The 14,417-nt window shown below is 70.1% G+C and carries 13 protein-coding genes; 2 read left to right on the forward strand and 11 right to left on the reverse strand.

All coding sequences use genetic code 11. The features are described from left to right. Window positions 1–117 precede the first annotated feature (117 nt). From ACFWY5_RS07665 to ACFWY5_RS07685, 5 genes are all read right to left on the reverse strand, one after another. Window positions 118–930 carry a carbohydrate ABC transporter permease gene (locus tag ACFWY5_RS07665; RefSeq protein ID WP_379621932.1) on the reverse strand — a complete coding sequence of 271 codons (813 nt, stop codon included), beginning with the start codon at window positions 928–930 and terminating at the stop codon, window positions 118–120. After that, window positions 927–1,904, reverse strand: a complete 978-nt coding sequence (locus tag ACFWY5_RS07670; RefSeq protein WP_379630852.1) for a carbohydrate ABC transporter permease — start codon at window positions 1,902–1,904, stop codon at window positions 927–929. Before ACFWY5_RS07670 ends, ACFWY5_RS07665 begins: the two co-directional genes overlap by 4 nt. Window positions 1,905–1,906: 2 nt before the next feature. Beyond that, on the reverse strand, window positions 1,907–3,388 hold the full coding sequence (locus tag ACFWY5_RS07675) for an ABC transporter substrate-binding protein (RefSeq protein WP_379630853.1): 1,482 nt from the start codon (window positions 3,386–3,388) through the stop codon (window positions 1,907–1,909). A gap of 15 nt (window positions 3,389–3,403) precedes the next feature. Then, the gene (locus ACFWY5_RS07680) at window positions 3,404–4,432 is read right to left on the reverse strand and encodes a LacI family DNA-binding transcriptional regulator (RefSeq protein ID WP_379621938.1); all 1,029 of its coding nucleotides are present in this window, start codon (window positions 4,430–4,432) and stop codon (window positions 3,404–3,406) included. A gap of 130 nt (window positions 4,433–4,562) precedes the next feature. Then, window positions 4,563–5,084, reverse strand: a complete 522-nt coding sequence (locus tag ACFWY5_RS07685) for a cysteine dioxygenase (RefSeq protein WP_379630854.1) — start codon at window positions 5,082–5,084, stop codon at window positions 4,563–4,565. A 99-nt stretch (window positions 5,085–5,183) separates the two neighbouring features. On the opposite strand from ACFWY5_RS07685, the gene ACFWY5_RS07690 reads away from it, so the two are divergent. Together ACFWY5_RS07690 and ACFWY5_RS07695 are read left to right on the forward strand one after the other, a co-directional pair. Then, window positions 5,184–6,056: a LysR family transcriptional regulator gene (locus ACFWY5_RS07690; protein ID WP_379621942.1), complete on the forward strand. Its 873-nt coding sequence runs from the start codon at window positions 5,184–5,186 to the stop codon at window positions 6,054–6,056. 840 nt (window positions 6,057–6,896) lie between these two features. Continuing rightward, the gene (locus ACFWY5_RS07695) at window positions 6,897–7,523 is read left to right on the forward strand and encodes a LysE family translocator (RefSeq protein WP_379621944.1); all 627 of its coding nucleotides are present in this window, start codon (window positions 6,897–6,899) and stop codon (window positions 7,521–7,523) included. Here the strand turns inward: ACFWY5_RS07695 and ACFWY5_RS07700 are convergent. From ACFWY5_RS07700 to ACFWY5_RS07725, 6 genes are all read right to left on the reverse strand, one after another. Further along, window positions 7,504–8,127, reverse strand: a complete 624-nt coding sequence (locus ACFWY5_RS07700; protein ID WP_379630855.1) for an HAD family hydrolase — start codon at window positions 8,125–8,127, stop codon at window positions 7,504–7,506. The two genes, ACFWY5_RS07695 and ACFWY5_RS07700, sit on opposite strands and share 20 nt — an antisense overlap. Before the next feature lie 69 nt (window positions 8,128–8,196). After that, window positions 8,197–9,771, reverse strand: coding sequence for an acyl-CoA synthetase (locus ACFWY5_RS07705; protein ID WP_379630856.1), 1,575 nt, complete (start codon window positions 9,769–9,771; stop codon window positions 8,197–8,199). Continuing rightward, window positions 9,771–10,919: a thiolase domain-containing protein gene (locus ACFWY5_RS07710; protein ID WP_379621958.1), complete on the reverse strand. Its 1,149-nt coding sequence runs from the start codon at window positions 10,917–10,919 to the stop codon at window positions 9,771–9,773. Before ACFWY5_RS07710 ends, ACFWY5_RS07705 begins: the two co-directional genes overlap by 1 nt. Beyond that, entirely contained in the window at window positions 10,919–11,902 is a 984-nt protein-coding gene (locus tag ACFWY5_RS07715; RefSeq protein WP_379621950.1) for a lipid-transfer protein, read from the reverse strand. Before ACFWY5_RS07715 ends, ACFWY5_RS07710 begins: the two co-directional genes overlap by 1 nt. Then, on the reverse strand, window positions 11,902–12,798 hold the full coding sequence (locus tag ACFWY5_RS07720) for a Zn-ribbon domain-containing OB-fold protein (protein ID WP_379621952.1): 897 nt from the start codon (window positions 12,796–12,798) through the stop codon (window positions 11,902–11,904). The genes ACFWY5_RS07715 and ACFWY5_RS07720 overlap by 1 nt, the downstream gene beginning before the upstream one ends. Continuing rightward, complete coding sequence (locus tag ACFWY5_RS07725; protein WP_379630857.1) at window positions 12,788–14,332, reverse strand: acyl-CoA synthetase; 1,545 nt, start codon at window positions 14,330–14,332, stop codon at window positions 12,788–12,790. Before ACFWY5_RS07725 ends, ACFWY5_RS07720 begins: the two co-directional genes overlap by 11 nt. Window positions 14,333–14,417 lie beyond the last annotated feature (85 nt).

A 14,417-nucleotide genomic window follows, 5' to 3' on the forward strand; every position in this document is an offset into this window, starting at 1 on the left:
TCGTGGGCCGTCGCGGTGGTGCGTTCGTCCGACGTGAGAAGCGACCCCCACGATCGGCGCCCGCCCGCGACGGCGGGTGGCGTGGGGGCGGCTTGCCGTACGGGATGGAAGGAGAGGTCACGCCTTCACCGCGCCCGCGATGGCGTCGACCACGTAGCGCTGGGCGACGACGAACACCACGACGATGGGCGCGAGGGAGATGATGGCGGCCGCGCAGAGCAGGGTCCAGTTGGTGGAGGTCTGGCTGGTGAAGGCGTACAGGCCCACCCCGAGCGTGCGGAGCTCCGGCTTGCCCAGGGTGAACACCAGCGGCAGGAAGAAGTTGTTCCACGAGCCGATGAACGTGAACAACCCCAGCGTCGCCGCCATCGGCCGCGACAGCGGCAGGATCACCCGGAAGAACAGCGTGTTGTAGCCGGCGCCGTCCACCCGGGCCGCCTCCTCCAGCTCCTTGGGCATCGCCTGGAAGTACGCCATGAACATGAACGTGCCGAACACCAGCCCGCCGCCGACCTGCACGAGGATCACCGACCAGATGGTGTCCAGCAACCCCAGGGCCTTCACGATGTCGAAGACCGGGATGATTGTGTAGCCGTGCGGCAGCAGGAACGTCGCGCCGATGACGAACAGCAGGGTCTTGCGGCCGGGGAAGGTGTGCCGGGCCAGCGCGTAGCCGGCCATCGCGGTCAGCAGCAGCGTGAAGGCCACCGTGACGAGCGAGATCACGAGCGTGTTGACGAAGTACGTGCCGAAGCTGGCCTGGTCCCAGGCCTTGGCGTAGTTCTCCCACCGCATCTCCGCCGGGATCAGGCTGAGGCCGCCGTCGAGAAAGTCCATGGGCGTCTTCAGCGAGCTGCCGAGCGCCCACAGGAACGGGTAGACGTAGGCGAGGCCGAAGCCCAGCAGCAGGATGTGCCGTGTCACCTTCATGCGCGCGCCGCCTTCCGTGCCCGCATGACCTTGATGGCCCACATCTGTCCCAGCGTGAGCACGAGCAGGATGATCCCGAAGAAGAACGAGGCCGCCGAGGCGTAGCCGACGTTGGGTTCCGCCGAGCCGCCGCTGCCGATGCTGCCGCCGAAGGCCTGGTGGTAGATGTAGGTGTTCACGACCTCGGTCGCGAAGTACGGCCCGCCGCCGGTCAGCACCATCACCAGGTCGAACACCTGGAGGCTGCCGATGATGGCGAGGAAGACGATGACCACGCCGACGCCGCGCAGGCCGGGCACGGTCACATGCACGAACTGGGCGATCTTCCCCGCCCCGTCGATCTGCGCCGCCTCGTACTGCTCCTTGGGGATGGTCTGGAGCCCGGCCAGGAAGTAGACCATGTTGTAGCCGAGCGTGTTCCAGATGCCGATGACGATCACCGCCCAGAGCGCGGTGCCGGGGTCGCCGAGGAAGTCGAGCGGCTGGTCGGTCAGGCCCACCGCCATCAGCGGCCGGCTGAGCACGTCGCTGAAGTTCGACAGCATGAGCTTGAGCACGATGCCGACGATGGCCACCGACGTGACCGCGGGCAGGAAGTAGACGGCCCGGTAGAAGGTGGAGCCGCGCAGCTTGGGGTTGTTGAGCACGAGGGCCAGGGCCAGCGCGAGCACGAGTTGCACCGGTACGAGCACCAGCGTGTACAGGGCGGCGTGCCGGAAGGAGCTCCAGAAGAACTCGTCGGCCGCCACGTCGGCGAAGTTCCGCAGCCCGATGAAGTCGGTGGGATCGCCGAGCCCGTCCCACTCGTACAGGGTGTAGCCGAGCGAGGCGAAGATCGGGTAGATCACGAAGACCGCGGTCAGGATCGCGAACGGGGCGAGGTAGACGTAGGTCCAGCCGTGGCGGCGGACGGGGCCGGGGCGCTGGGTGGTGGGAGTGGGGGCGCTCACCCGGGTGAGCTGTGCCGTCGCCATTCCTACTTGGCGCCGATGTACTCGGGGATGTCCCACTTGTAGGGCTTGGTGAGATCCCAGTCGGCGAACACGTAGTCGTCCAGGCTCACCTTGTGGCCCTTCTTCCTGGCCTTGTCCAGCGCCTCGGTGAAGACGCGCTCCTGCTCTTCGGCGAGCTTGGCGAGCGCTCCGGCCAGGTCCTTGATCTGCCCGGTGTAGAGGCCCGTGGTGATGGCGTCGAAGTCCGGGGTGATCTTCTTGGGTACGACGTTGGCGGTGGCCGGGTTGCGCAGGGCCGGGCTGGGGCCGGGCAGGATGAGCTTGGCCATGCCGACGTAGGCGGCGAAGGGCGCGAAGTCGATCTTGCTGGGGTCGTTGGCCTCGGGGTGCGAGGACAGCCCGCCCTTGAGCTCCTGAACCCACCTGCTGCCGGCGTCGAGGCCGTGGTACCACTTGAACCACTCCCACGCCTGGTCCGGGTTCTTGGTGGAGGCGGAGATGGCCAGGCTGTACTTGCCGGGTCCGTGGTAGAAGAAGCTCTTCTGCCGCGCCTCCGGCGTGATCAAGGTGGTCACCGAGTAGTCGGTGAAACCGAGCTCCGTCCAGCCGGGCTGGTTCCAGACGCCGCCGACGATCATGCCGAACTTGCCGCGGGCGAAGTGCTGGCGGGAGATCTCGTCGTCCACGCTGAGCGCGTTCGGCACGACGAAGCCCTTGGTCTTCCACTCCAGGAACAACGTGAGGAAGTCGCTGACCACCCGGTCGGTGCTCCGGGTGAACTTCCCGGTACGCGGGTCGAGCCCGCCGGGGAAACCGGGCGGCATCGAACCCGGGTACCCGGCACCCGCCGTGAACAGCTCCGTCCACCACGGGATCATCGCGAACGCGCTGTTGCCGAACCCGATCCCGTGGACGCTCCCGTTGCCCTTCTTGACGATCTGCTCGGCGAACAGCGTCACCTCGTCCCACGTCTTCGGGATCTTGACGGTGCCGTCCGCCTCGACCAGACCGGCGTCCTTGAACACCTTGTTGTTGACGTAGAGCTGCACCCAGGGAGCCTCGCCGTCGAACGGCGCGCCGTACACCTTGCCGTTGATGGCGTTGACGCCCTCCACGAACGAGTAGGCGGGGAAGGTCTTCTGCCACTCCAGCGTCGCGTACTTGTCGAGGGCCAGCACGCGGCCCTCCTCCACGTAGTCGTCGAGCCTGTCGGTGGGCACCTTGAAGACGTCCGGCGCGTTGCCGCCGCGCCAGGCCAGGTCGAGCAGCTTCTCCAGGTCGCCGCTGGCCTGCTGGGCGCGCTTGACCACGATGTCGGGGCGGGCGGCCTGGAAGAGCTCGATCTCCTTCTTGATCCAGGGCTCCTGGCTGACCATCTGGTCCCAGTGGGTCAGCTCAGCGGCGCCTTTGCCGCTCTTCTTGGAGGTCCCGCAGGCGGCCAGGGCCGAGGTGGCGAGGGCGCCGGCGAGGAAGCCGCGCCGGGACAGGTGACGGGGTTCTGACATGGGGTTCCTTCGGTGTTAGGGGGTGACCCGCGGTGGCGCGGTGGAGGCCCGCACGATCAGCTCGGGCGAAGGGGGGTCGGGATCGGCCGGCCGGCCGTCGATCCTGGCCAGGAGCAGTTCGGCGGCGATCGCGCCGATGCCGATCGGGTCCTGGCGGACGGTGGTCAGCGGCGGGTGCAGGTGCGCCGCCTCGGGGTTGTCGTCGAAGCCGGTGATGGAGATGTCGCCGGGCACGTCCAGGCCCTTCTCCCTGACCACGGACATGCCGGCGATGGCCATCAGGTCGCTGGCGTAGACGATCGCGGTGGGTCCGTGTTCGAGCAGCCGCCTGGTCGCCGCCGCCCCGCCGTCGCCGGTGAAATGCCCGGCATCCCGCAGTACGGCGGGCAGCCCGTGACCCTCCATGGCCCGGCGCCAGGCGTGCAGGCGGGAGGTGGAGTGCCTGTAGGCGGGGGCGCCCTCGACGAAGGCGATGTCGCGGTGGCCTAGCCGTACGAGATGGCCGACCGCGGCGGCGATGCCGTCGCCGTCGCGCACGCCCACCGCGGGCATGTCCCCGTAGTCGGCGCCGGCGGGACCGACCGCGACGGTGGGCAGCCCGAGCTCGCCGAGGAGCGCGGGGCGCTGGTCGCCGTCGCGGATGTCGAGCAGGAACGCGCCGTCGATGCGGCGCTCGGTGACCAGCCGCCGGTAGGCGGCGGCCTCGACCTCCTCGTCCTCGCCCACGACCTGCAGCACCAGCACCGACCCGCTGCCCTGCAACACGGTCTCGACCCCGCCGAGGAAGCCGGCGAAGAACGGATCGACGGCCAGGTGCCGGGTGTCGCGGGCGAGCACGAGCCCGACCGCGAACGCCCGTGAGCTCAGCATCGCCCGCGCGTGGATGCTGGGACGCCAGTTGAGGTCCTGGGCGGCCTGCTTGATGCGGCGCCGGGTCTCGTCGCTGACGCCCGGCTTGTCGTTGAGCGCCAGGGACACGGCGCCCTTCGACACGCCGGCCAGGCGCGCAACGTCGGCAATCGTCGGAGGTGTCTCGCTGGCCATGGCACCCCTGGGTTGGACGTAGGGAACTAAATGCATTTAGTAGTCCCACACGTCGGAGGATGTCAATAGCCGCTTACTGAAACGGCGAAGGGCCGCCCGGGTGTGCTGGGCGGCCCTTCGGGTCTTTCCGCTAGCGGATCGGCAGGTCGTAGTAGCGGCGGACGCTGGAGCCGAGCCTGCCCACGTCGGCCCCGTAGACGTGGAGGGAGACGCCGATCTCGTCGCTGGTGTTCTCGACCTTGTGGATGTCGCCGGGCGGCGCGAAGCCGCTGACCTCGCCCGGCTGGTTGGCGGCCCGGCCGATCTCCACCAGGTGGTCGCCCATGTCCCGATAAAGCGTCTCGTACTCCACGCCACTGAGGATGCCGAACGTACACCAGGACACATGGTCGTGGATGCGCGTCTGCTGGCCGGGCCGCCACACGACGGCCACGACGGAGAACTCCTCCTGCGTGTGCAGCGGGAAGGAGCGGTAGGTCTCAGGGTCCCCCGCGCGCTCCTCGTCGGTGAGCACGTCGAGCCCCGGAAGGTTCAGCCGCAGGAAGTCCGCTACGGCGAAGGCGGTGTCTCTCGGCGAAAGGTCCTTGGCCACGATGTCCCTGACTCCGGACACGAGCTGATCGAGTCCGGGCCTGGCCAGCATGATTTCCATGGTTTCCCCCTAGGGAATGGTGTTATTCCGCCTTCCCCTTCTACAGTGCTCTAATGAGATTCATAGGTCCAACAGAAGTATTTGGGGATATTCATAGACATGCTTGATGTCACCCGGCTACGGGTCCTGGTCGCCGTGGCCCGCAAGGGCTCCGTCACCGCCGCCGCCAAGGAACTGCACTACTCGCAGCCCTCGGTCAGCCACCACCTGGCCCGCCTGGAAGCCGAGACCGGCGCCCAGCTCATCCAGCGCGTCGGGCGCGGCATCCGCCTCACCGAGGCCGGGCACCTGCTCGCCGAACGCGCCGCCGAGATCATCACCCGGCTGGACGCCACCGCGGAGGAACTCGCCGCCCACGTGGGCCTGCGCTCCGGCCGCGTACGGCTGGCCGCCTTCCCCTCCGCCCTCGGCACCTTCGTGCCCAGAGCGGTCCGCCGCCTGTCGGCCGAATACCCCGGGCTCCAGCTGAGCCTGATCGAAACCGAGCCGCCCGAGGCCCTGCGCCTGCTCCGCGCCGGACGGGTGGACGTTGCGGTCATGTTCCGCTACGACGACACCGCCCCCGAGGACACCGGCCTCCGGATGCTGCACCTGCTGGACGACCCGAGCTATTTGGTCTCCCCCTCCCCCGAACCCCCGGGCCCGCTGGCCGAGCACGCCGACTCCATGTGGATCGCGGGCTGCGACCGCTGCCGCAGCCACCTGCTCGACATCTGCGCCAAGGCGGGCTTCGAGCCGCGCATCTCCTTCACCAGCGACGACATCGTGGCCGTGCAGGCGCTGGTGGCGGCCGGAATGGGCCTGACGGTGCTACCCGGCCTGGCCCTGAGCGCCCACCGCAGCGCGGCGGTGGAGGTGGCCGAGATCCCCGGCTCAACCCGCCACGTCTTCGCCGCCACCTACGGCGACCCGCCCTACCCACCCGCCACCCAGGCCCTACTCACCGCCCTCACCGACCCCTGGCCAGGCTGAACCCAAAGGCAAAGCCGGGGGTGACGCCCCGGGTGACGCCGGGCCGTGACGCCAGGCGGTCCGGCCCGGGGTGACGCCGGGGGCAAGGCCGGGTGGAGCGACGCCGGGGGTGGCGCCGGAAGCGGTGACGCCGGAGGCGAGGCCAGGCGGTGACCCCCAGGGTGAGGCCGGAGGCAAGGCCAGGCGGCGATGGCGGGCGGCGAAGCCGGGGGTGACGCCGAAGGCGAAGCCGGGCGGCGAGGCCGGAGGCCACGCCGGGCGGTGACGCCAGGCGGAGCGACACCGGGGCTGGCGCCCGAAGCGGTGACGCAGGGCGAAGGTTCCGGGCGGAGGCGAGGCCAGGCCGTGACGCCGGAGGCAAGGCCGGGCCGTGACGCCCGGGGCGAAGCCGGGCGGTGACGCCGGGCGGTCAGGCCGGGGCCCAGGCCTGGAGCCCAGGCCGGAGGCGAAGCCAGGCGGAGCGACGCCGGAGGCGAGGCCGGGCGGCGACGCCCGGGCTGACGCCGGAGGCAGGGCCGGGCCGTGACGCCGGAGGCGAAGCGGGCGGAGCGACACCGGGCTGGCGCCCGAAGCGGTGACGCCCGGAGCGACGCCGGGGGGCAAGGCCGGGCCGTGACGCCCGGGGTGACACCGGAGGCGAGGCCGGGCGGAGTGACGCCCGGGGCGAAGCCGGGCGGTGACGCCCGGAGCGAAGCCGGGCGGTCAGGTCGGGGGCCCAGGCTGGAGGCGAAGCCGGGGGTGGTGCTGGGTGGTGGTGCCGGGGGCGGGGGTCGGGGGGTGGTGGTTGGGGGTGGGGCAAATCTGTGGCGGGTGTGGTGGTGGGGACCCTACGCTCGGGGTATGCCGGACATCTCGACTCTTGCCCTGTTCGCGGTGGCCACGCTGGCCATCCTGGTCGTGCCGGGACCCGCGGTGCTGTTCATCGTGACCCGGAGCGTCGCGCAGGGGCGGGCGGCGGGGATGGTGTCGGTGCTCGGGGTGCACGCGGGCTCGCTGGTCCACGTGGCAGCCGCCGCGCTTGGGATCAGCGCGCTGCTGGCCGCCTCCGCCACGGCGTTCACGATCGTGAAGTTCGCCGGTGTCGCGTACCTGCTCTTCCTCGGTGTCAGGAAGCTGCTGTCCAAGCCGGCCGACGAAGAGGCGGTCGAGTTTCCCGTCCAGTCGCGCCGGCGGATGTTCTGGGAGGGGTTCGTGGTCAACGTGCTCAACCCGAAGACGGCCATCTTCTTCCTGGCCTTCCTGCCGAACTTCACCAGCCCGGAGTCAGGCCCGATCGGGCCGCAGATCCTGCTGCTCGGCGCCATCTGGGTGGTCCTGGGCCTGGCCTCCGACGGCGTGGTCGCGCTGGCCTCCTCGGCGCTGGCCGGGCGGATGCGCCGTTCGATCAAGGCCAGGCGGCGCCTCGACGTGGGCAGCGGCGTGATCTACATCGGCCTCGCCGCGCTGCTCACCGGCGAGAAGGCATAGGCATCCCGTACGTGCGCGCCAGCAGGTGCGCCCGCAGGGTGGGCAGCGAGGTGTAGTGGTGCGCCTGCATGCCCTCGGCCAGCGCGCCCGCCACGTTGGCCGGGCGCGCGTCGACGAACATGATCCGGTCGGCGGGCAGGCCGAACCGCTCGACGCACCAGAGGTACGCCTCGGGTGAGGGCTTGGCGTGGCCGATCCGGCTCGACAGTCCCAGGACATCGAAGATCTTGAAGACTTCGGCATGATAAGTCGCGAAATATTGGGACAAGTCGCTGGGGATGTTGGACAGCAAACCTACGCGAATGCCGCGGTGGGCGAGGGTCCGGATGTAGGCGATCAACTCGGTGTCCACCCGGCTCCAGCTTGCCACGTCCAGCGCGACCAGCTCGTCCGCGTCGTCGAACGATCTTCCCAGCCGCTCGCCCACCGCCCGCCAGTACTGCCGCCCGGTCAGCTCGCCCCGGTCGTAGCCGTCGCGCGCGTCCCAGTAGGCGTTCCAGAACACCGATCCCTTGATCCCCGCCGCCGCCTCGATCCCGGCACGGTCCTGCGCGGTCTGGCCCGGCGCGATGACCCCGAACAAGTCGAACAGCAGCGCGTCCACTCTTCCCCCGACATAGATGACTGTTTCGGGGGGTCATGGAACTCTATAGAGGCTTTGCCGCGATGGCGCTCACCGCCACGCCTGTTCGGCCGTCTCGCGCGCCCAGCGGTAGTCGGCCTTTCCGGCGGGTGAGCGCATGATCTCCTCCACGAAAGCGTAGGTCCGGGGCACCTTGTAGCTCGACAGCCGCTCCCTGCAGTGCGCGTCGAGGTCGGCGGCGGCCACCTCGGCCCCCGGCCTGGGCTCGACCACCGCGGCCACCCTGCTGCCCCAGCGCTCGTCCGGGATGCCGGTCACGACCGCGTCGAAGACCGCCGGATGCCCCTTGAGCACCGCCTCCACCTCTTCGGGGAAGACCTTCTCGCCGCCGGTGTTGATGCACTGGGAGCCGCGGCCGAACATGTTGACGGTGCCGTCGGCGTCCACGGTGGCCAGGTCGCCGGTCAGCAGCCAGCGGGTGCCGTCGGCGTCGGTGACGAACGTGCGGGCCGTCTTCTCCGGGTCGTTGTAGTAGCCGAAGGCGACCCGGCCCGACTTGGCCACGGTGCCGAGCTGCCCTTCGGGAACCGGCTTGAGATTCTCGTCCAGCACGACCAGGTTGGCGGTGGCGTTCGGCTGGTAGCGCAGCCCCTTCTCGGGCGTGGAGCCCGCCACGCCCGAGGCGGTGTAGCCGGACTCGGTGGAGCCGAAGTTGTCGAGGATCATCACGTTCGGGAGCAGTTCCTGTAACTTGTCGCGCACCGTCCCGCTGAGGATCGCGCCGGTCGAGCTGATCACGAACAACGACGACAGGTCGTAGGAGCCGCCCGCCAGCGCCTCGGCCAGCGGCCTGGCCATCGCGTCGCCGGTGATGTTCATCGTGAACACCCGCTCGCGCTCGGCCGTCCGCCACACGTCCTCGGCCTCGAACCGGCGTACGTACGCGATCGTCGCCCCCATCCACCAGGCGATGAACGTGCCCATCTGCGCCGCCCCGTGCATCAGCGGCGGCGCCGCCATCATCACCATAGGGTTCGCCTTGGCGGCCCCGTCGACGACCTCCTGCGGGGTCGCGCGCGGCTCGCCGTACGGATTGCCGCCCCCGAACGCCATGAACAGGTCCTCGACGTGCCACATCGCGCCCTTGGGCATGCCTGTGGTGCCGCCGGTGTAGATGATGTAGACGTCCTCGCCGCTGCGCTCGGGGAAGCCGCGCGTCTCCGGCTGACCTTCCAGCGCCTTCTCGTACGGCACCGCCCCATCGACCTCCCCGCCCACCGAGATCAGGTGGCGCAGCTTGGCCGCCTCGGGCGCCACCGCCGCCACCCGGCCCGCGAACTCCACGTCGTAGACCAGCGCCACGATGTCGGAGTCGTTGTAGAGGTAGAGCAGTTCGGCCTCGACGTAGCGGTAGTTGACGTTGATCGGCACCGCGCGCAGCTTGAGCGCGGCCAGCAGCCCGGCCACGTACTCGACGCCGTTGTACAGGTGCAGGCCGACATGCTGGCCGGGGCCGACGCCCAGGCTCTCCAGGTAGTGCGCCAGCCGGTTCGCCTCGGCGTCCAGCTCGGCGTAGGTGCGGCGCTGGTCGCCGCAGACGACCGCGACGCGCTCGCCGATCCGGTCCACGAGCGCTTCGAACAGGTCCGCGTGGTTGAACTCCATCAGGGCTTCTCCCGTCCGACGACCCACATCGCGAAGAACTGGGCTCCCCCGCCATAGGCGTGGCCGAGCGCCCGCCGGGCGCCGTCCACCTGGTGCTCCCCCGCCATCCCCCGGACCTGTTGTGCCGCCTCGGCGAACCTGATCAGCCCGGAGGCGCCGATCGGGTTGGACGACAGGACGCCGCCCGAGGCGTTCCACGGGATGTCGCCGTCGAGCGCGGTCGCCCCCGACTCGGTGAGCTTCCATCCCTCGCCCTCGGCGGCGAAGCCGAGGTTCTCCAGCCACATGGGCTCGTACCAGGAGAACGGCACGTAGGTCTCGGCGACGTCGATGTCCCTGCGCGGGTCGGCGATCCCGGCCTGCCGGTAGACGTCGGCGGCGCAGTCCTTGCCGCCCTGCGGGTTCACCGTGTCGCGACCGGCCCGGAAGATCGGCTCGGAGCGCATCGCCGTACCGTGGACCCATGCGGGCGTGCCGGTCACGGCCGACTCCGACGCGAGCACCATCGCGCAGGCGCCGTCGCTGGACGGGCAGGTCTCCAGATAGCGGATGGGCTCCCAGAGCATGGGCGTGGACTCGACCATCTGGCGGTTGATGCCGGGGATCTTCAGGTGCGCGTAGGGGTTCTTCAGCGCGTTCTGGCGGTCCTTGACGGCGACGAGCGTGCCGATGTGCTCGGGCGCGCCGGAGCGCCGCATGTACTCGCGGATGTGCGGCGCGAAGTACCCGCCCGCGCCCACGACCAGCGAGGCGTTGAACGGCAGGTGCGTCGACAGGGCCCAGGTGGCGTTCGACTCCGACTGTTTCTCGAAGGCGACGACGAGGACCCGGTCGTGCACGCCGCCCTGGATCAGCGAGGCGCCGACCAGCGCGGTGGAGCCGCCGACCGATCCGGCCGTGTGCACCCGCATCATCGGCTTGCCCGCGGCGCCGAGCGCGTCGGCCAGGTAGGCCTCCGGCATCATCACGCCCTCGAACAGGTCGGGCGCCTTGCCGATGACGACCGCGTCGATGTCCTTGAACGTCAGCCCGGCGTCCTCCAGCGCGCGCAACGCGGCCTCGCGCACCAGCCCGGCGATGGAGACGTCGCGCCGCTTCGTCGTGTAGTACGTCTGCCCGACGCCGATCACCGCGCAGGAGTTACCCATCATGCCTCCAGAACGGTGACGAGGTTGTGCTGCAGGCAGGGGCCGCCTGCGGCGTGGCCGACGGTGCGCGCGGCCCGGCCGTCGAGGATGTGGCTCGCCGCCTCGCCGATGCGGATCAGGCCCGTGGCCATGACCGGGTTGGCGGCCAGCGGGCCGCCGCTGGGGTTGATCACGGTCTCGGCGGGCAGTTCCAGCGCCCGCCTGAGGATGATCTCCTCGTGGGCGAACTGGGCGTGCAGCTCGGCGACCTCGACCCGGCCCTTGCCGACCCCGGCCGCGCGGGCGGCGTCGGCGGCGGAGACCGAGCGGGACAGGTCCCGCATGCCCGGGTAGTGGGGTTCGATCCGGTGGGCGATGCCCCTGATGTAGGCGGGGTTCGCGCACAGCTCCCCGGCCCTGTCGCCGGCCGCCAGGACCACCGCCGCCGCGCCGTCCGTGATGGGTGGCTCGCCGCCTTCCGGCGGAAGGTCCAGCGCGTAGGGATTGGCCCGTCCGTCGGTACGGCTGCGCCGTACGATCTCGTCGAGCTCTTCCTGAGGCGCGCCCAGCGCCGAGGCCTGCAGGCCCGCCATGGACAGCTGATCGAGCCCGAGCGGTTCGAGGTAGTACGGGTCGAGCTGGAGCGTCATGATCGTGCGCAGGTCTCCGAGCGACGACTTGCCGAAGCCGTAGACGAGCGCGGTGTCGACGTCGCCGTGCTGCAGGCGCACCCACGCCTCGTAGAGCGCCCAGGCGCCGTCCATCTCGACGTGGCTCTCGGAGATCGGCGGCCAGGCGCCGAGCGCGTCGAGCGCGGAGACGAACGAGAACGGCGCTCCGGCCAGGTAGTCGCAGCTCCCCGAGCAGGTGAAGCCGAAGGCGCGCAGCCCGGTCTTCTCGCGGATCTCGTCGATGACCGGAAGGATCAGTTCCGGCTCCGAGACGCCGGTGTCGTGGTCGGTGTGGTGGGTCTGGGCGAAGGCGACGACGGCCACATCGCGCATTAGAGCTCCGCGTCTGGTTCTCCGGTGGGGGTGAACCACCGGATGTTGGACATCGACAGGGTGCGTTCGGCCTCGGGCACCCATGCGGCGCGTACCCGCATGCCCTGGCGGACCTCGTGGGCGGGGACGCCGCCGACGAGGGCGATCATGGGGACGTCCGCGCCGTCGAGCAGGATGTAGGCGGAGACGAACGGCACCTCGGGGGCGCGCGGGTCGGGCAGGTTGTTGATGGCGAAGGTGGTGATGGTGCCGGTGTCGGGCAGTTCCACCTCGTCGGTGATCGCGATCCCGCATTCCGGGCACGACAGGCGGTAGGGGACGTACACCTTGTGGCAGCTCGTGCACCGGCAGCCGACGAAGACGCCGCGCTTGATCCCTTCGAGGAAGTGGGTCAGCGACCTGCTCGCGGTGATCTTGTAGGCGGCCTTCACCGGCGAGACGATCTTCGTCACCTCGGGAGCGAAGTGGGAGATGTCGGTGATGTGGCCCTTGCGGGTGGTGCTCCAGACGGGCCGCACCCGCGTGCCCGCCTCCAGCGCCTTCGCGTTGCCCGCGTCCACCGCGTGCACCAGCGCCGTGTCGGCGCCGTCCAGCCGGATCAGCGCCCAGGCGAAGGGCCGGTCCAGCGGATGCCGCTCCAGCGGCGTCTCCACCCAGGTCCAGGCGGTGACGGTGCCGGCCGGGCCGACCTCCACGTACTCGCCGGTGACCGGGTCGCCGCTGTCCGGGTCGTACTCCAGCGGCGGCACCAGCACCCGCCCTTCCACCGTGCGGACGCCGACGATCCGCCCGTCACGCAGTTCGGTCAGAAACCTGCCGATGACCGGCCCCGTCGTACGCGTGTATCCGCCGGGGAACTCCAGGACATGGTCGGCGACCAGTGGCTCAGATGGCACGGCCGTGTCCCTCCCAGTAGGGTGCGCGCAGCTTGCGTTTGAGTAGCTTGCCGTTGGGTTCGCGTGGCATCTCGGCGATGAAGTCGACGGACTTGGGCCACTTCATCCGCGCCAGCCGTCCCTCCAGCGAGGCGAGGATCTCCTCGGCCAGCTCGGGGCCGGGCTCGCAGCCTTCGGCGGGCTCGATGACCGCCTTGATCTGCTCGCCCCACTCCTCGTCGGGGATGCCGAACACCGCGACGTCGGCGACCTTGGGGTGGATCATGAGCTCGTTCTCGATCTCGGCCGGGTAGATGTTCGCGCCGCCCGAGATGATCATGTCGGCCTTGCGGTCGCAGAGGAACAGGAAGCCGTCCTCGTCCAGGTAACCGATGTCGCCGACGGTGAAGTGGTCCTTGAGGCGGTTCGCGGCGGTCTTGTCGGGATCCCCCTTGTACTCGAAGGAGACGCCCATCATCTTCATGTAGATCGTCCCGGGGGTGCCCGTGGGCACCGGCTCGCCGGAGTCGTCCACGATGAGCAGTTCGCTGATCGGCCAGGCCTTGCCGACCGTGCCCGGATGCGCCTTCCACTCCTGGGGCGTGGCCAGGGTGCCGCCGCCCTCGGTGGCCGCGTAGTACTCGTAGACCACCTCGCCCCACCAGTCGAGCATCTGGTGCTTGACCGGGACCGGGCAGGGGGCCGCCGCGTGGATCATCCACTTGAGCGAGGACAGGTCGTACTTCTCCCGCGTCTGGGCGGGCAGCGCGAGCAGCCGCTTGAAGTGGGTGGGGACCATGTGGGAGTTGGTCACGCCATGGCGTTCGCACAGCCGCAGGGTCTCCTCGGCCTCCCATCGGTCCATGTAGACGAGCGTGTGACCCATGTGCAGCGCCGTACCGCCGAACTGCGTGACGGCGGTGTGGTAGTTCGGCGCGGTCACGAGGTGCGCGTTGGGCCGGCCGGGCGTGATCCCGAACAACGTCAGCAGGAACGTCATCAGCTCCGCGCCGTCGTCGGGGTCCAGGCCGCTCAGCTTCCGCCGGACGCCCTTGGGCTTGCCGGTGGTGCCGGAGGTGTAGTGCATCGTGGCGCCCGCCGTGCGGTCCTGCGGCGCCGTCGCCGGCCGGCCCTCGGTCAGCTCCTCGATCGGGCGGAAACCCTCGATCGGCCGTACGGCGAAGCGGCGGTGCGGCTCGATGACCTGGGCGCCCCTGGTGCCCTCCGCCGCGTAGCGCGGGTCGACGATGAAGGCCTTGGCCTCGCTGTCCTCGACGATGTAGGCGATCTCGGGTCCGGTGAGATGCCAGTTGACCGGGGTGTAGTACCAGCCCGCCTGGAGCGCGGCCAGATAGAGGACGAGTCCGTCGGCGCCGTTGGGCACCAGTCCGCAGATGCCGTCGCCGGGCTGGAGCCCGAGTTCGCGCAGGCCGTGGACGAGCTGGTTGGAACGGGCTAAGAGGTCACCGGCCCGATGCTCGGTGCCGTCGGGGTCCACGGCGGCGATCCAGCCGGGATCCGCCTGCGCCAGCCGCCAGAATCCGAGCGTGCCCATCGCGCTCCCTCGTGTCGGGGGGTAGAGCTTCAGGCGAGCGTAACGCGCTGACAAAGCCCCGAGCAAGCGCTTGATTTCACACGAG

Source organism: Nonomuraea sp. NPDC059007, from assembly GCF_042740555.1.
GTDB lineage: Bacteria > Actinomycetota > Actinomycetes > Streptosporangiales > Streptosporangiaceae > Nonomuraea.